Origin of the sequence: Bradyrhizobium guangzhouense (assembly GCF_004114955.1) — a bacterium.
GTDB lineage: Bacteria > Pseudomonadota > Alphaproteobacteria > Rhizobiales > Xanthobacteraceae > Bradyrhizobium > Bradyrhizobium guangzhouense.
The window spans coordinates 6,740,557-6,756,269 of sequence record NZ_CP030053.1; the positions used below are offsets into that span (position 1 = coordinate 6,740,557).

Annotated in this window: 14 protein-coding genes; 10 read left to right on the forward strand and 4 right to left on the reverse strand. The window is 64.3% G+C overall.

Annotated features, from left to right (window positions below; translation table 11 throughout):
- Window positions 1–118: 118 nt before the first annotated feature.
- The 5 genes from XH91_RS32090 to XH91_RS32110 all read left to right on the forward strand — a co-directional run bounded on the left by XH91_RS32090 (window position 119) and on the right by XH91_RS32110 (window position 5,047).
- Window positions 119–868 (forward strand): ABC transporter ATP-binding protein, encoded by a 750-nt coding sequence (locus XH91_RS32090; RefSeq protein WP_164933525.1) that lies wholly within the window; start codon window positions 119–121, stop codon window positions 866–868.
- The gene (locus XH91_RS32095) at window positions 865–2,391 is read left to right on the forward strand and encodes a permease (RefSeq protein ID WP_128954314.1); all 1,527 of its coding nucleotides are present in this window, start codon (window positions 865–867) and stop codon (window positions 2,389–2,391) included. Before XH91_RS32090 ends, XH91_RS32095 begins: the two co-directional genes overlap by 4 nt.
- Before the next feature lie 93 nt (window positions 2,392–2,484).
- Window positions 2,485–3,297 (forward strand): MBL fold metallo-hydrolase, encoded by an 813-nt coding sequence (locus XH91_RS32100; RefSeq protein ID WP_128954315.1) that lies wholly within the window; start codon window positions 2,485–2,487, stop codon window positions 3,295–3,297.
- A gap of 63 nt (window positions 3,298–3,360) precedes the next feature.
- Complete coding sequence (locus XH91_RS32105) at window positions 3,361–3,882, forward strand: hypothetical protein (protein ID WP_164933526.1); 522 nt, start codon at window positions 3,361–3,363, stop codon at window positions 3,880–3,882.
- Window positions 3,883–3,994: 112 nt separating this feature from the next.
- Window positions 3,995–5,047, forward strand: a complete 1,053-nt coding sequence (locus XH91_RS32110) for an amidohydrolase family protein (protein ID WP_128954317.1) — start codon at window positions 3,995–3,997, stop codon at window positions 5,045–5,047.
- Window positions 5,048–5,127: 80 nt separating this feature from the next.
- On the opposite strand, the gene XH91_RS32115 is transcribed toward XH91_RS32110, so the two are convergent.
- Window positions 5,128–5,583, reverse strand: coding sequence for a cupin domain-containing protein (locus XH91_RS32115; RefSeq protein WP_164933527.1), 456 nt, complete (start codon window positions 5,581–5,583; stop codon window positions 5,128–5,130).
- A gap of 236 nt (window positions 5,584–5,819) precedes the next feature.
- Between XH91_RS32115 and XH91_RS32120 the strand changes: the two genes are divergently transcribed.
- Window positions 5,820–6,374 (forward strand): hypothetical protein, encoded by a 555-nt coding sequence (locus XH91_RS32120; RefSeq protein WP_128954319.1) that lies wholly within the window; start codon window positions 5,820–5,822, stop codon window positions 6,372–6,374.
- Between the two features lie 74 nt (window positions 6,375–6,448).
- On the opposite strand, the gene XH91_RS32125 is transcribed toward XH91_RS32120, so the two are convergent.
- The 3 genes from XH91_RS32125 to XH91_RS32135 form a co-directional block, all read right to left on the reverse strand.
- Window positions 6,449–7,705 carry an aminopeptidase gene (locus XH91_RS32125; RefSeq protein WP_128954320.1) on the reverse strand — a complete coding sequence of 419 codons (1,257 nt, stop codon included), beginning with the start codon at window positions 7,703–7,705 and terminating at the stop codon, window positions 6,449–6,451.
- Window positions 7,706–7,817: 112 nt separating this feature from the next.
- Window positions 7,818–9,179, reverse strand: a complete 1,362-nt coding sequence (gene pcaB, locus XH91_RS32130; RefSeq protein ID WP_128954321.1) for a 3-carboxy-cis,cis-muconate cycloisomerase — start codon at window positions 9,177–9,179, stop codon at window positions 7,818–7,820.
- Window positions 9,180–9,483: 304 nt separating this feature from the next.
- Window positions 9,484–9,906: a GFA family protein gene (locus XH91_RS32135; protein WP_128954322.1), complete on the reverse strand. Its 423-nt coding sequence runs from the start codon at window positions 9,904–9,906 to the stop codon at window positions 9,484–9,486.
- Window positions 9,907–10,332: 426 nt separating this feature from the next.
- Here XH91_RS32135 and XH91_RS32145 point away from each other — a divergent pair, with 426 nt between their 5' ends.
- The 4 genes from XH91_RS32145 (at window position 10,333) to XH91_RS32160 (ending at window position 15,567) form a co-directional block, all read left to right on the forward strand.
- Window positions 10,333–11,883, forward strand: a complete 1,551-nt coding sequence (locus tag XH91_RS32145) for an ABC transporter substrate-binding protein (RefSeq protein WP_128954324.1) — start codon at window positions 10,333–10,335, stop codon at window positions 11,881–11,883.
- Between the two features lie 254 nt (window positions 11,884–12,137).
- Window positions 12,138–13,109, forward strand: a complete 972-nt coding sequence (locus XH91_RS32150) for an ABC transporter permease (RefSeq protein WP_128954325.1) — start codon at window positions 12,138–12,140, stop codon at window positions 13,107–13,109.
- Window positions 13,106–13,945, forward strand: coding sequence for an ABC transporter permease (locus XH91_RS32155; protein ID WP_128954326.1), 840 nt, complete (start codon window positions 13,106–13,108; stop codon window positions 13,943–13,945). The genes XH91_RS32150 and XH91_RS32155 overlap by 4 nt, the downstream gene beginning before the upstream one ends.
- A gap of 2 nt (window positions 13,946–13,947) precedes the next feature.
- On the forward strand, window positions 13,948–15,567 hold the full coding sequence (locus tag XH91_RS32160; RefSeq protein WP_164933528.1) for an ABC transporter ATP-binding protein: 1,620 nt from the start codon (window positions 13,948–13,950) through the stop codon (window positions 15,565–15,567).
- Window positions 15,568–15,713: the final 146 nt, after the last annotated feature.

Genomic DNA, 15,713 nt, shown 5'->3' on the forward strand with positions numbered 1-15,713 from the left:
GCGCTCCCATTTGCAGGTGACGCTGCAAGCGACCGCATTTGCGGCAGCGCGATTCACGGGGCCGAAACATGTTCGGGTCATGGTCGCGACCGATGCAGAACCTGTTGGTGTGGCCGTCATGAAGCCGGACAGCTCGGCGCTCGAAGTCCGAGGGTTAACGAAGCGTTTTGACCGCCTGGCGGTCGATAGCCTCGATCTCACCATTCATGCCGGCGAATTCTATGCGCTGGTCGGCCCCAATGGCGCGGGCAAGACCACCACGCTGCGCATGGTTGCGGGCCTGCTCAGGCCCGATGACGGCGGCGTCTCGATCTTCGGCATCGACGCGCTCGCCCATCCCGTCGCGGCCAAGCAGGTGATGGCATGGGTCTCGGACGAGCCGATGATCTATGACAAGCTCACCCCGCTCGAATATCTCGAATTCGTCGCCGGCCTCTGGGGCATTGCGCCCTCGGTCTCGAAGCCGGTCGCCGAGGAGCTGGTGAGCTCGCTTGGGCTCGCGCCGCACCGGCACGAGCGCTGCGAGGGTTTCTCCAAGGGCATGCGCCAGAAGGTGGCGCTCGCCGGCGCGCTGGTGCACGATCCCCGCCTCATCATTCTCGACGAGCCGCTCACAGGCCTCGACGCCGTCTCGGCCCGCCATGTGAAGGGACTGCTCGGGGAGCGCGTCCGTGCCGGCTGCACCGTGATCATGACGACGCATATTCTCGAGGTCGCCGAACGCATGGCCGATCGCATCGGCGTGATCGCCGCGGGCCGCCTCGTCGCCGAGGGCACGCTGACCGAACTGCGTCAACAGAACGGCCATGCCGACACCAGCCTGGAAGATCTCTTCATCGCGCTGGTGACGCTCCAGGACGCCGCATGAGCTCGGCGACCGCGCTGTCCTGGTTTGCCCGTCACGAGCTCCGCCTCGCCTGGCGCGAATGGTTCGCCATGATGACCGGCGGCCGGCGCCGGCGCGCCCGTGCCGCGGTGATTGGCCTCCTGTTCTTCGCCGCACTGCTGCATGTGCCGGCCTGGGCCGTGATCGGCCGCTTCGCCAATCTGCAGCTGCCGCTCGACAAATCCTCGCTGATCGTGATCTCGGCGACGATCCTCCTCGCCTGGACCTTGATGCTGTCGCAGGCGATCGAAGCGGTGACGCGGGTGTTCTACGCGCGTGCCGATCTCGATCTCATCATGTCCTCGCCGGCAACGCTCGCCAATCTGTTCTCGGTGCGCATCGCCGCGATCGCGCTCAGCGTCACGATGATGGCGCTGCTGTTCTCGACGCCGTTCATCGACGTGCTGTTGATCGGCGGCGGCGTGCGCTGGCTTGCGGCCTTCGGCGTGGTCATCGCGATGGGCCTGTCGGCGGCGGCAATCGCGATCGCGATCACCATCCTGCTGTTTCGCCTGATCGGCCCGGCGCGGACGCGCTTCGTGGCCCAGATCCTGGCTGCGATCATCGGCGCGGGTTTCGTGATCGCGCTCCAGGTCGCGGCGATCATCTCCTACGGCACGCTGTCGCGCTTCACCATCCTGACCTCGGGCACCCTCGCCGCGCACGCGCCCGACGTGGACAGCATCTGGTGGTGGCCGGCGCGGGCGACCATGGGCGACGTCGAGGCGCTGCTGCTGCTTCTCGCGCTGGGGCTGATGCTGCTCGGATGCGTGATGGCGATCTTCTCCGGCCGCTTCGCCGACACCGCGATCGACGCCGCCGCCTATGGCACATCCAGCCGCAAGCGCGCCAGGGAACGGCCGTTCCGCGGCGGCTCGCGGCAGCAGGCGCTGCGGCGCAAGGAGTTCGTGCTGCTCTGCCGCGATCCCTGGCTGATCTCGCAGACCCTGATGCAGCTGCTCTATCTGGTGCCGCCGGCGCTGCTGCTCTGGCGCAGCTTCGGCGACAGCTCCGCGGCACTGACGCTGATCACGCCCGTGATCGTGATGGCTGCGGGTCAGCTCGCCGGCGGGCTCGCCTGGCTGACGATCTCGGGCGAGGACGCGCCTGATCTCGTCGCGACCGCACCGCTGACACCCGCGAGCGTCATCCGCGCCAAGATCGAGGTGGTGCTGATCGCGATCGCCGCCATCTTCAGCCCGCTGGTCGCGGCGCTGGTTTTCGCGTCGCCGTTCCAGGCTGCGATCACAGCCACCATGATCATCGTCAGCGCGGCCTCGGCCACCGCGATCCAGCTCTGGTTCCGCGTCCAGGCCCGGCGCAGCCAGTTCCGCCGCCGCCAGACCTCGTCGCGGCTTGCGACCTTTGCCGAAGCCTTTTCCTCGATCGGCTGGGCCGCCACCGCCGCGCTGCTGCTCACGCTGCCGACCGCCGGCATCGTCAGCGGATTGATCACCGCGGGCCTTGTTGCCGGCACCTGGAAGTTCAGCCCAAGGCGGGAGTGACGGTGCGATATTGACGCGCTGTTGATCGCATCCTGTTGGCGACGCACTGGATTGCACGCTAGACTTTCCCTTGAAGTCATCGGGGACGGGATCATGCGGCGATTGATTTCGGCGGCATTTGCGCTGTTGAGCGCTTGTCTCTCACCCGCCCTCGCCCAACAGCCATCACGCAGCGAATGTCTCGCAATGGCGAACGCCGCGCCCCGAGCCCTGCCCGTAGCCTTCCGGCAAACCGCGGCGGCGCCGGAAGTCGAGATCACCTATGCCGGCCACTCCACCTATTTCATCGACACGCCGGGCGGCGTGCGCATCGCGACCGACTACAGCGGCGCCTATCAGGTCGGCCGCCTGCCTGACGTCGTCACCATGAACCGGGCGCACAGCACGCACTATTCTCTCAATCCGGACAAGCGCATTCCGCACGTGCTGCATGGCTGGGGCGAGGACGGCAAGCCGGCGGCCATTTCGGAGCGCGTCGGCGACACCTTCATCCGCAACGTCACCACCGACATCCGCCGCTATTTCGGCGACGATTCCGGCACCGACATGATCCGCGACGGCAATTCGATCTTCATCTTCGAGGTCGCCGGTCTCTGCATCGGCCACCTCGGACATCTCCACCACAAGCTCGACGACAGCCACTTTGCCCAGATCGGCCGGCTCGACATCGTGATGGTGCCGATCGACGGTACCTACACCATGTCGCTCGATGGCGTCTCGGAGATCACCAGGCGCCTGCGCGCCTCCGTGGTGTTGCCGATGCACCGCTTTGCGACCCCGCTCGACGAGTTCATGCAACGCATCGGCAACCAGTTCGAGATCGACCGCCGCACCGAGCGTTCCTTGCGGATCTCGCGGGACACGCTGCCGGCGACACCGACGGTGATCATCCTCGACGGGGTCTGACGCAATTTTCTCCAAGTCGGCGCCGGTCTGTTCGTGTTGATCTCCGCGCGACAGGAGATCGACATGACCGACTTTAAGAGATTGTTGCACGCGGACGGCCCCAACCCCGAGCACACGGCGGCGCTTCAACTCTACGGCCGCTTCGTCGGCGATTGGGACGCCGAGATCACCGCCCACGGCGCTGATGGAGCCAAGCACACCGCGCCCGGCGAGATCCATTTCGGCTGGGTGCTGGAGGGGCGCGCGATTCAGGATGTCTGGATCATTCCCCGTCCCGCCGATGGCTCCGCCTTCCCGATAGCCGGCAATTGGTACGGCACGACGCTGCGGGTCTACGACCCCACCATTTCCGCATGGCGGATTTCATGGGTCGATCCCGGACGCTGTGTGTTCCGCCAGCAGATCGGCCGTCCGCGCGGCGAAGACATCGTGCAGCAAGGTACGACCGAAGCCGGCGACCTCACGCGCTGGAGTTTCGTTGAGATCACGGCCGATTCCTTCCACTGGCTCGGCGAGATCAAGCCCGCGACAGCGACCGATTGGCGGCTGGTGGCCGATGTGAGGGCGACGCGGCGCAAGGGCTGACGAAACTTTCGCCGTGCGCGCGACGGAGGGCGCAGTTGCGCAAGGCGCGCTGCTGCGTGACGAGATCAGGTGCTAGGCTCCCGCCATAAAAAACCAGAGGGAGTGAGCGTCGATGGCTGCAAGCGGTCTGCCCGCCAACACCAGCGGGCTCTTCGTCGAGCCCCGCGAGGACTGGCTCGCGCAATATCAGGAAGAGATCATCGATCCCTCCAGGCCGATCGTCGATCCGCATCATCATCTCTGGAATCGCGGCCATCGCTATCTGATCGAGGAGATGGCCGCCGACATCGCCTCCGGCCACAACATCATCGCCACCGTCTATGTCGATTGCCGCTCGATGTACCGCGCGCACGGACCCGAGGCGTTCCGGCCCGTGGGCGAGGTCGAGTTCGCCAACGGTGTCGCCGCGATGAGCGCGAGCGGCGGCTACGGCAAGGCCGCGATCTGCGCCGGCATCGTCAGTCATGTCAACTTGCTGCTCGGCGATGCGGCGAGGCCCGTGCTGGAGGCCGAGATCGCCGCCGGCAACGGGCGCTTCCGCGGCATCAGGCATTCCTCCGCCTGGGATCAGGACCCCGTCGTCGCCGGCATGTATGCAAGCCGGCCGAAGGGACTGTTGCAGGACCCGGCCTTCCGCAAGGGCTTTGCCTGCCTTGCGCCGCTTGGCCTCAGCTTCGATGCCTGGCTGTTTCATCCGCAGATCGGCGAGCTAACTGAACTGGCCCGCACCTTCCCCGACACCAAGATCGTGCTCGACCATTGCGGCGGGCCGGCCGGGGTCGGCCGCTTTGCGGGACGGCGCGAAGAGGTGTTTCCGGAGTGGCGTGCCTCGATCCAGGAGATCGCGAAATGCGAGAACGTGGTGGTGAAGCTTGGCGGACTCGCGATGTGCCTGCTCGGCTACGACTTCCATCTGCGCGAGAGGCCGCCCTCATCGGAGCAGCTGGCCACGGCGTGGAAGCCTTATATCGAGACCTGCATCGAGGCGTTCGGGCCGAAGCGCGCGATGTTCGAAAGCAATTTCCCGCCCGATAAAGGTCAATGCAGCTATCAAGTGATCTTCAATGCGTTCAAGCGCATCGCAGCATCCTCGAGCGATGCGGAGAAGACGGCGCTGTTCTCCCAGACTGCCAGGGACTTTTACCGGCTCGAGCTGCCGTCATGACGCAAAAGAGGGGCCGGGATGTTGGTCCCGCCCCCTCTTCCGTCGTGGCCGCTGGGAAGCGTCCTTGAATTTGATGAGGACTAGCCCGCGCCCATGAGCGTCGCCGGACGGCGCTCGCCGGGCGACAGGAACATGCGCTTGAGCTTGTTGATGACGCGGATCATGAAGCCGATGACGGCGGGGTTGGTCTTGCGGCAGAATGCGATCTTCTTGACGTGGCCTTCGACATGCCACTTGGCATGCGCACCGTCGCGGAAGAAGATGACGTCGCCGACGCCGTAGCGCTTCGGCGGCATGCCGTCGCTCTCGAGCACGATCGATCCTTCCAGGATCATGATCGTCTCGTCGAAATCATAGTACCAGTTGAAGCGGCCTTCGGTGCAGGACCAGATGATGGTCGAGGAGGTGCCGTCCGAACTGGTCGAGAGGATGTGCGAGCGCGACACCGGGTTGCCTTCGATGATCCAGGCCGGCTCGATCGGCCGCAGCTCCAGATCCACATCACAACTACCGATTTCAATCAATGCCCGCGACATCTGCTTCCCCAGGAGGTACAATATGATTAACCGGGGTTAATCCCGGATTGTTTCGAAAGATGTTAGGAACGCTAGTCGCCGGCTTTTAATTCTTCCTTACGCAGGCACCGATAATCCACCGCAAGTTGCAGATGCGCACCTGATAACGTCCCGATTCTCCTGCAAATTCGTGCACATGAACCCATCTTTTCCGGGGTGCGACAAAGTGCGCGGAACGACCTGAGAAGGAGCCCGTGATGCCCCTGACCCCGGAGGTCCTGACAGTCCATGGCGACGTCGTCGCCTGGCTCGGCAGCCTTGATGTCTCATTCGCACCGGACGAAGAATCCTGGTTCACCGTCGACGGCGTCGAAAGCCCCCGGCAGATCGGAATTGACGCCTCAGGCGGCGCCTTCGTGCAGCTGCCGTCGCAAAATGTGCTCTACGTCTCATCGGAAGGTCGCGCGGGTATCATCGCCCGGAGCTTCGAGGCGTTCATCCAGCTCGTCGTTGCCCGCCCCTATTGGCTCGACATCCTCAAATTCTCCGCAGGCGGCGATCTCCCACAAATGCGGCGCGCGGCGGATGCGCTCGAGGCGACGCTCGAGGACGAGGACGACGTCAACGAGGCGAGAGAGGAAATCCGATCGCGCCTCGACCTGCCGGAGGCGGACGATCCGGTCGGCGCGCTCTACGATGCGGTCGCGGCGTCCGACGCCATCGTGCGAGCCATGGACGGCTGCCCGTTCACGACGCTGTTCAACCGCTTCAACATCGACAACAACCCGATGCTGCGCAACGCGGCGGCGTGAGTGACCGGGACGTTGGCTCGTTGTTCACCTCTCCCCCCGGGAGAGGTGTAGAACGCCGGAGGCGCACGACCTGCTTACTTCGCCCACTCGCCCTTGCGGAATACCGGCACCTTGCTGCCATCGGCCAGGATGCCGTCGATGTCGGTCTCGGCCGAGCCGATCATCCAGTCGATATGGATCAGGCTCTGATTGCCGCCTTGCGCGGCGATCTGCTGCGGCGTCAGCTGAGCGCCATTGATGAAGCACTTCGAATAGCACTGGCCGAGCGCGATGTGGGAAGCCGCATTCTCGTCGAACAACGTGTTGTAGAACAACAGCCCGCTCTGCGAGATCGGCGAGGAATGCGGCACCAGCGCCACTTCGCCGAGCCGACGCGCGCCCTCGTCGGTGTCGAGCACCTTGTTCAGCACCTCTGCACCACGCGAAGCCTTGGCATCGACGATCTTGCCGTCCTCGAAGCGCACCGCGATGTTGTCGATCAGCGTGCCCTGGTAGGACAGCGGCTTCGAGCTCACGACATGACCGTAGACCCGCCGGCAATGCGGCGTGGTGAACACCTCTTCGGTCGGAATGTTGGCGTTGCAGCTGATGCCGTTCTTGGAGAGCGAGGCGCCGCCTTCCCATTCATGACCGTCGGCAAGGCCGATGGTGAGGTCGGTGCCGGGACCTGAATATTGCAGCGCGCGGAAGCGCTGGCCGTTGAGCCAGTTGGTGCGCTCGCGCAGCACCGCATTGTGGCTCGCCCAATTCGCCATCGCGTCCTCGCGATCGACACGGGATGCCGCGAAGATCGCGTCCGCGAGCTTGCCGATCGCGACCTCCTCGGGATCTTCAGGGAACACCTGCTCGGCCCAGGACGGGCTCGGATAGGCGATGATGTTCCAGTTGGTGTCGAAATTGACGATCTTCTCCAGCGCCGGCTGATAGGCCATGGAATTGGCCTTGCTGGCGCGCGCGACCTTGGACGGATCCTCCCCCGACAGCAGCATCGGATTGTCGCCGACAATGGCGAGCCGCGCGGTGTTGTCCGAGAACGCCTTGGCCATGCCCTCGTAGAGCCAGTTGGCGGCGCGATCAAAGCTATTGTCCTGGCCGTAGCGGTAGCGCGCCAACGTCATCTCTTCGTCGGAGAGGATCGGCGTCACGATACCGGCGCCGGCCTTGTAGGCGTGGACCGCGATTCGCCGCACCAGCGGCAGCGCGATCGCAGGCGCCGTGAGAAGAAGATCCTGTCCCGGCCGCAAGCCCAGTCCCACCTTCACCGCTACCTCGGCCAGCCGGTCGAGCTTCACGGGATCGATGGACGTGGCGGAATTGCGTTGATCGGTCATGCCGGGCCCTCTGTCGGAATCTACAGTTCAATCTAAGTCTAGCATCACGGGGCACAAGTGTGCGAGCGCCTTGCGCGACCTGAAAGATACGCAGTTTCACGCATCTTGGTTTTCAACGCGTTGCCGATCTCAGCACCCGATCGACCATTTCAGGCGCAAGGCCGAGGTAATTTTTCGGTGAAGTGAGGGCCTCAATTGCGGCGCGATCGATCCTGACGGAGACGCGGGTGTCGGCCGAGAGCGCGTCTGCGAGGGTCAGACCCTTCTCGTTGGCGAGCCGGCAGGCATCGTAGACCACGTCGTGCGCCTCCTGCCGTCCCATCTGCGGCGCCAGCCCCATCATGACCGCTTCGGCCACAATCAGACCGCGACTAAGGGCGAGGTTGTCGTTCATCTTCGCCTCGTCCACGATGAGGCCGGCGAGCGCGAACTTCGCCTGGTGCAGCGCGCCTGCGGTCAGCACGAAACTCTCGGGGATCGCCATCCATTCGGCGTGCCAAGGACCGGTGGCACGCTCGAAATCCTGCACCATGGCATCCAGCATCAGGCCCGCCTGCTGGCGCACGGCCTTGCTTGCGGCAAGCATCAGCTCCGACGAGATCGGGTTGCGCTTCTGCGGCATGGTCGAGGAGGCGCCGCGCCCCTTGACGAAGGGCTCGTAGACTTCGGCGAACTCGGTCGAGGCCATGATCATGATGTCGAGCGCGATCTTGCCGAGCGAGCCGGTGACGAGCGCGAGGAAATTCACGGCTTCCGCAAACCCGTCGCGCGCGACATGCCAGGTCGAGGCGGGGACACCGAGCTCGAGCTCGGCGCAGAGCGCCTCCTGCACCTCGAACCCCTTGTCGCCGAGCGAGGCCAGCGTGCCGGCTGCGCCGGCAAACTGGCCGACTAGAACGCGCGGCTTCAGTTGAGCAAGACGCTCGGCATGACGGTCGAACATCGCAAGCCAGATCGCGGTCTTGTAGCCAAAGGTCACCGGCAGCGCCTGCTGGAGATGGGTACGGCCGGCCATCGGCGTGTCGCGATGGCGCCGCGAGAGATCCGCGAGGATCTTTCGCAGCTCGGCGATGTCGCGTTCGATGATCTCGAATCCGGCGCGCAACTGCAGCACCACGGCGGTATCCATGATGTCCTGCGTGGTCGCGCCCCAATGCACGTAGCGGCCGGCCTCTCCGCATTGCTTCACCATCTGATGCACCAGCGGGAGGATCGGATAGCCGACGATGTCGGTTTCCTGCCGCAACAGATCGAAGTCGAGCGCTGTGACATCGGTCCGCGCCGCGATCTGATCGGCGGCCTCCCGCGGGATCACGCCGCATCGCGCCTCCGCCTTCGCCAGCGCCACCTCGACCTCGGCGTAGCGTGCGACCAGCGCGACGTCGGAAAACACCTCGCGCATCGCAGGCGTGCCAAAGGCATCGCGGAACAGCATAGAATCGAGCACGGTGGTCGAGGCGGAAAAAGCGGGCATGGGCGTTTTCTTTATGGTTGGCGCTTGGGTGGGGTAGCTTACGCGGGAGGTGGCATTCGGCAATGAGCATTCATTGCTCGACACACGTTCTCGGTGTTCGCCCATACGACAGATGTCGTCCTGGCGAAAGCCAGGACCCATTGCCCCAGAGAGGGCTTGGCGAAAACTGGGAGCTGGTATCGATACCGACCTTCATCCGCCCCCACTCGGCCACGGGGCCTGATCGCAATCTCCAGAAGCTGCATCCACCCTGCTCCCTGACAGGACAGGGTGGATTGCTTCGACAGATCGGACGTGCCGCCCTCTACTCTTGCATCATCTCGCCGCTGCCGCCGAACTCGGCTGGAAAATCCTTCAGCTTCGGCAGACCGTCGCGCATCGGCAGCACGGTCTCGGCATAGTTGACGTGGACGCCGGGCGCGAATTTGAGCGTCGGGATCGTGGCGGTGAAGACGTCGATCATGCCGAGCGGCGGATGATTGGTCATGAGATGGCCGCCGCACTTCTTGCAGAATTTGCGCTCACTGAGCGGCGTCTTGGCGTAGGTCGCCACATGCTCGGCGCCTTCAGTGACGCGCACGGCTTCCGGCTTCCACAGGCTGAACGCATTCACCGGACCGCCCGACCAGGAGCGGCAGGACCGGCAGTGGCAATATCCCATGGCTTCAGGCTCGCCCGTGACCTCGAGCGCAACCGCGCCGCAGAAGCAGTTCCCGACATGTGTCATCGTGATTCTCCGTTTATTTGTCTTTGAAAGCAGGCAGGTTCCTCCGTGCCTTGGTGCCACATCCTCCTTTCGAAGGACACGGTCGAGGCACGCGAAGGTTACACTGACTTTCGCCAGGGAATAAGCATCGACACCCGCTGTTTGCGCCGCCGGTACTCGTCGCCGAAGAGATCGTCTTCGCCATGCAGGACGAGATCATCGGGTACATCGTCACGGCGATCGAACCGGCTCCGGAGCCCTTGAAAGGTGAAACAGGACGCGCTGTACATTTTTTGTGCTGACACTGTCGAGACTTTCATCTTGCGGCACGGAACGGGACCGTGTGAGCCTCGCGCCCGGATGGGGACTGGGATGGGTCGGCCGTCGCTTCTCGCGCGAGGACGTCGCGAAGCGCTTGCGGCCGGTCGCGCTTGAGAAAGATACGACATGTCGAAACGAGTGTTGCTTGGTCTCCTCCTCGCTTGCGGGCTCACGGCCTCGGCGCTGGCGCAGGAGCCGAAGACGGGCGGCGTGATCAATGCCGTGATTCAGCCCGAGCCGCCCGGCCTGATGCTGGCGATGATCCAGAATGGTCCGACCCAGATGGTGTCGGGCAACATTTTCGAAGGCCTGTTGCGCTACAGCCCCAAGCTCGAGCCGGAGCCGGAGCTCGCCGAGAGCTGGAGCGTCAGCGAGGACGCCAAGACCTATACTTTCAAGCTCCGCAAGGGCGTCACCTGGCACGACGGCAAGCCCTTCACCTCGGCCGACGTGCTGTTCTCGATCGAGATGCTGAAGCAGACCCACGCACGCGCCCGCAACAACCTCGCGCAGGTCGACAAGGTCGAGGCGCCCGACGATTACACCGTCGTGTTCACGCTGAAGCAGCCGTTCGGCCCGTTCCTCGGCATCTTCGAGGTCGGCTCGATGCCGATGGTGCCGAAGCATCTCTACGAAGGCACCGACTGGAAGACCAATCCTTACAACAACGCGCCTGTGGGCACCGGCCCCTTCATGTTCAAGGAATGGCAGAAGGGCTCGTTCATTCGCCTCGTCAAGAATCCGAACTATTACGAGAAGGGCAAGCCCTATATCGACGAGATCTACTGGCAGATCATCCCCGACGCCGCCGCGCGTTCGGTGGCCTATGAAACCGGCAAGGTCGATGTGCTGCCCGGCGGCTCGGTCGAGAATTTCGACGTGCCGCGGCTGTCCAAGCTGAAGGACACCTGCGTCACCGGCGCCGGCTGGGAGTTCTTCTCGCCACTGGCCTGGCTGTGGCTCAACAACCGCCAGGGCCCGCTCGCCGACAAGCGCGTGCGGCAGGCGATCATGTACGCGATCGATCGCGATTTCGCCAAGGACGTGATCTGGAACGGGCTCGGCAAGGTTGCGACCGGCCCGTCGGCCTCGACCATCAAGTTCTACACCGGCGACGTGCCGAAATATCCTTACGATCCCGCCAAGGCCAAGGCGCTGCTGAAGGAGGCCGGCTACAAGGGCGAGAAGATCCGCCTGTTGCCGCTCGCCTATGGCGAGACCTGGCAGCGCTGGGGTGAAGCCGTGAAGCAGAACCTGATGGACGTCGGCATGAACATCGAGACCATCTCGACCGACGTTGCCGGCGGCAACCAGAAGATCGGCGACTGGGACTACGACATCGCCTTCACCTATCTCTACCAGTACGGCGATCCCGCGCTCGGCGTGGGGCGCAATTACGTCTCCAGCGCCATCGCCAAGGGCCAGGTGTTCAACAACGTCGAGGGTTACTCGAACCCGGAGATCGACAAGCTGTTCGCCGACGGCGCGGTCGCAACGCCCGATACCAAGCGCAAGGAGATCTACGAGAAGGCACAGAAGATCCTGGTCGAGGACGTGCCGGTGGCCTGGATGCTCGAACTGCAATTCCCGACCATCATGCGCTGCAAGGTCAAGAACCTGATCACCACGGCGATCGGGGTCAATGACGGCTTCAAGGACGCATGGCTCGACAAGTGAGGGTGAGCGCTGAGGCATCGGCGGTGCTCACCTCTCCCGTAGGGAGAGGCATAGGCCGCCATTGGCGGCCGTTTTCAAGAACGCCGAAGCAAAGCTTCGGCTATGTCGCATCGCAAGATGCGATCCGGGTGAGGGGCAGCGTTCCCTCGTGGGACCTGATCCCCCTCACCCGCGGCTTCGGCGCGACCTCTCCCCGTTGGGGAGAGGTGTCCCTCGCGGCGAGACTACCTCAATCAACTGGCATGCAAATCTAAATGCTCTCCTTCGTCGCTCAGCGTGTCCTCAAGGGCGTGATAGTCCTGCTTGCGATCATCGTCCTCAATTTCTTCCTGATCCGGCTGGCACCCGGCGACCCCGCGGTCGTGATGGCGGGCGAGGCCGGCGCCAGCGACCAGGTCTTCGTGCAGCAGCTCCGGGAAAAATTCGGCCTCGACAAGCCGCTGCCCGAGCAACTGTTGATTTACGTCAAGGGCATCGCGACCCTCGACCTCGGCTTCTCCTTCCGCCAGCAGGCGCCGGTCGCGAAGCTGATCGCGGAACGGCTGCCGGCGACGCTGCTATTGACGCTGACCGCTTTCGCGATCTCGCTGGTCCTCGGTGTCCTCTTCGGCACCTTCGCCGCCCGGTTCGCCGGGACCTTCCTCGACACCGGCATTACGATCTTCGCATTGATCTTCTACGCCATGCCGATCTTCTGGGTGGCGCTGATGGGCATCCTGCTGTTCTCGGTCACGTTCGATTGGCTCCCGAGTTTTGGCTACGAGACGGTCGGCGCCAATCTCACGGGCTTTGCCCATATTGTCGACGTCGCCAAGCACCTGATCATGCCGGCGATGACGCTCGGCCTGTTCTTCATGGCTACCTACACAAGGATGACGCGCGCCTCGATGCTGGAGGTGAAGCGGCTCGACTTCGTCAAGACCGCGCGCGCCAAGGGCCTTTCCGACGCATTGATCCAGCGCCGCCACGTGCTGCGCAACGCGCTGCTGCCCGTGGTGACGCTCGCCGGCGTCCATGCCGGCACGCTGATCGGCGGCGCCGTCATCACCGAGACCGTGTTCGCATGGCCCGGCATCGGACGGCTGATGTACGACGCGTTGCTTCAGCGCGACTACAATCTGCTGCTCGGCGTGTTCGTGACCTGTTCGGTCATGGTGCTGATCTTCAACCTCATCACCGACCTCGTCTATCGCCTGGTCGACCCGCGCATCGAATTCGCCGCATGAAACAATTCTGGACATCGATGCTCAAAAGCCCGAGCGGGGTGATCGGGCTGATCATCCTCCTGCTCGCGATCTCGGTCGCGGTGTTCGGACCGTTCCTGTTCCCGAACTCACCCTGGCGCATGGTGCAGCGGCCGTTCCTGCCGCCCTTCACGCTCTCCACAGTGCCGCTCGGCACCGATGCGCTCGGCCGCGACGTGTTCGCCGGCATGATTTTTGGCGCACGCGTCTCGCTCCTTGTCGGCCTCGTCTCGACGCTGGTTGCACTCGTCGTCGGCGTTCCCATCGGCGCCATGGCCGGCTATTTCGGCGGCAAGGTCGACGACGCGCTGATGCGCTTCACCGAGTTCTTCCAGACCATTCCGAGCTTCGCGCTCGCGATCGTGCTGGTCGCGATCCTGCAGCCGTCGATCTACTCGATCGTCGCCTCGATCGCCGTGGTGAGCTGGCCGCCGGTCGCGCGCCTCGTCCGCGGCGAGGTGCTGTCGCTGCGCACGCGCGAATACGTCCAGGCCGCCGTGGTCACGGGGCAGTCCCACAGCTGGATCATCCTGCGCGAGATCCTGCCCAATGCGCTGTCGCCGGTGATCGTGCTGGCCTCGCTGATGGTGGCGACCGCGATCCTGTTGGAGTCTTCACTATCCTTCCTTGGCCTCGGCGATCCCAATATAATCTCCTGGGGCTACATGGTCGGCGCCGGCCGCACCGTGATCCGCCAGGCCTGGTGGATCACCGTCTTTCCCGGCGTCGCCATCCTGATCTCGGTGCTCGGCCTCAACCTGATCGGCGAAGGCCTCAACGACGCGCTCAATCCGCGGCTCTCGCGGGAGGGACGCTGACGATGACCGCCCCACCCGCCGTCTCGATCAAGAACCTCAGGATTGCCCTGCCCAAAGGCGCCGAACGGCCCTTCGCCGTCGACGGTGTGTCGCTGGACTTGCGGCCCGGCAAGATCGTCTGCGTGGTCGGCGAATCCGGCTCCGGCAAGTCGATGTGCGCGCACGCACTGATGGGCCTGCTGCCGGACACGGTGTCCATTGCCTCAGGCGAGATCCAGTTCGAAGGCCGCGACCTGCTCGAGCTCGATGACAACGGCTGGCGCGACCTGCGCGGCCGCCGTCTCGCAATGATTTTCCAGGAGCCGATGACCGCGCTCAATCCGTTGATGCGCATCGGCGACCAGATGGCCGAGATGTTCGAGGCCCACGACCTGCTGACGCCCAGGGAGCGACGCGCCAAGGCGCTGTCGCTGGCGCGCGAGGTCGGCCTGCCCGACCCCGAGCGCATCGTGCGTGCCTATCCGCACCAGCTCTCCGGCGGCCAGCGGCAGCGCGCCATGATCGCAATGGCGCTCGCGCTCGAACCCGCCGTTCTGGTCGCGGACGAGCCGACCACCGCGCTCGATGTCACCACGCAGGCGCAGATCCTCAAACTGATCCGCAACCTCCAACGCAACCGCAACATGGCGGTGATGTTCATCACCCACGACTTCGGCGTCGTTGCAGATATTGCCGATCAGGTCGTGGTGCTCCGCCATGGCAAGGTGGTCGAGGAAGGCCCCGCCGCGACTGTGTTTGACAATCCGCAGCACGACTACACCAAGGCGCTGCTTGCCGCCGTGCCGTCGATGCATCCGCCGGCGCGCGCGCCGCTCGACGATCGGGCCAAAGCCGTCGAGGTGATCGGCCTGGACAAGACTTACGTCACCTCGGGCGGCTGGTTTCGCGAAGACCGCCGCGTCGATGCTGCGCGCGCGGTCAACTTCAACATCCTCAAGGGCGAGACGCTGGGCCTGGTCGGCGAATCCGGTTCCGGCAAATCGTCGGTCGCGCGGCTCGTGATGCGGCTGATCGAGGCCGATCGCGGCACGGTTCGGATCGGCGACACCGACCTCAGCTCACTTTCCGGCAAGGCACTCCGCGCTGAACGCCATCGCATCCAGATGATCTTTCAGGATCCGTTCGCCTCGCTCAATCCGCGGCGCAAGATCGGCCACATCATCGCCGACGGCCCGATCGCATCCGGCCTCGATCCGAAAGTCGCGTTCGACCGTGCCCGAAATCTCCTCAAGATGGTGGGCCTCGATGCCGGCGCACTCGAACGCTATCCGCATGAATTCTCCGGCGGTCAGCGCCAGCGCATCGGCATTGCGCGGGCGCTCGCGCTCGAGCCCGAGATCATCGTCGCCGACGAAGCCGTCTCGGCGCTCGACGTCTCGGTGCAGACGCAGGTGCTCAAACTGCTCGAAGATCTCAAGGCGCGCCTCGGCCTCTCGATGCTGTTCATCACCCACGATCTGCGCGTGGCCGCGCAAATCTGCGACCGCATCGCGGTGATGCAGCGCGGCGGCATCGTCGAGCTGAAGCCGACGGCACAGCTGTTCGCCGCGCCGGAGCACGCCTATACGCGCGAGCTGCTGGCCGCGGTGCCGGGGCAAAGGGAACGTGCGCCGACCGCGTGAGGCGCAGTTCCGTCCGGTATCCCGATCCGCTTAGGAACAGATCGGTCACGGGCATTTTATCTGATGTGACCGACTGCCCGGCTGCAACGATGAAGCCGGCGCCCCACATCCGAATGAAATGATTTCCATCATCTGATGATGGATTG

Coding starts and splice junctions, on each gene's coding strand:
- XH91_RS32090 (WP_164933525.1), top strand. CDS start 119: ATGAAGCCGGACAGCTCGGCGCTCGAAGTCCGAGGGTTAACGAAGCGT.
- XH91_RS32095 (WP_128954314.1), top strand. CDS start 865: ATGAGCTCGGCGACCGCGCTGTCCTGGTTTGCCCGTCACGAGCTCCGC.
- XH91_RS32100 (WP_128954315.1), top strand. CDS start 2,485: ATGCGGCGATTGATTTCGGCGGCATTTGCGCTGTTGAGCGCTTGTCTC.
- XH91_RS32105 (WP_164933526.1), top strand. CDS start 3,361: ATGACCGACTTTAAGAGATTGTTGCACGCGGACGGCCCCAACCCCGAG.
- XH91_RS32110 (WP_128954317.1), top strand. CDS start 3,995: ATGGCTGCAAGCGGTCTGCCCGCCAACACCAGCGGGCTCTTCGTCGAG.
- XH91_RS32115 (WP_164933527.1), bottom strand. CDS start 5,583: ATGTCGCGGGCATTGATTGAAATCGGTAGTTGTGATGTGGATCTGGAG.
- XH91_RS32120 (WP_128954319.1), top strand. CDS start 5,820: ATGCCCCTGACCCCGGAGGTCCTGACAGTCCATGGCGACGTCGTCGCC.
- XH91_RS32125 (WP_128954320.1), bottom strand. CDS start 7,705: ATGACCGATCAACGCAATTCCGCCACGTCCATCGATCCCGTGAAGCTC.
- pcaB (WP_128954321.1), bottom strand. CDS start 9,179: ATGCCCGCTTTTTCCGCCTCGACCACCGTGCTCGATTCTATGCTGTTC.
- XH91_RS32135 (WP_128954322.1), bottom strand. CDS start 9,906: ATGACACATGTCGGGAACTGCTTCTGCGGCGCGGTTGCGCTCGAGGTC.
- XH91_RS32145 (WP_128954324.1), top strand. CDS start 10,333: ATGTCGAAACGAGTGTTGCTTGGTCTCCTCCTCGCTTGCGGGCTCACG.
- XH91_RS32150 (WP_128954325.1), top strand. CDS start 12,138: ATGCTCTCCTTCGTCGCTCAGCGTGTCCTCAAGGGCGTGATAGTCCTG.
- XH91_RS32155 (WP_128954326.1), top strand. CDS start 13,106: ATGAAACAATTCTGGACATCGATGCTCAAAAGCCCGAGCGGGGTGATC.
- XH91_RS32160 (WP_164933528.1), top strand. CDS start 13,948: ATGACCGCCCCACCCGCCGTCTCGATCAAGAACCTCAGGATTGCCCTG.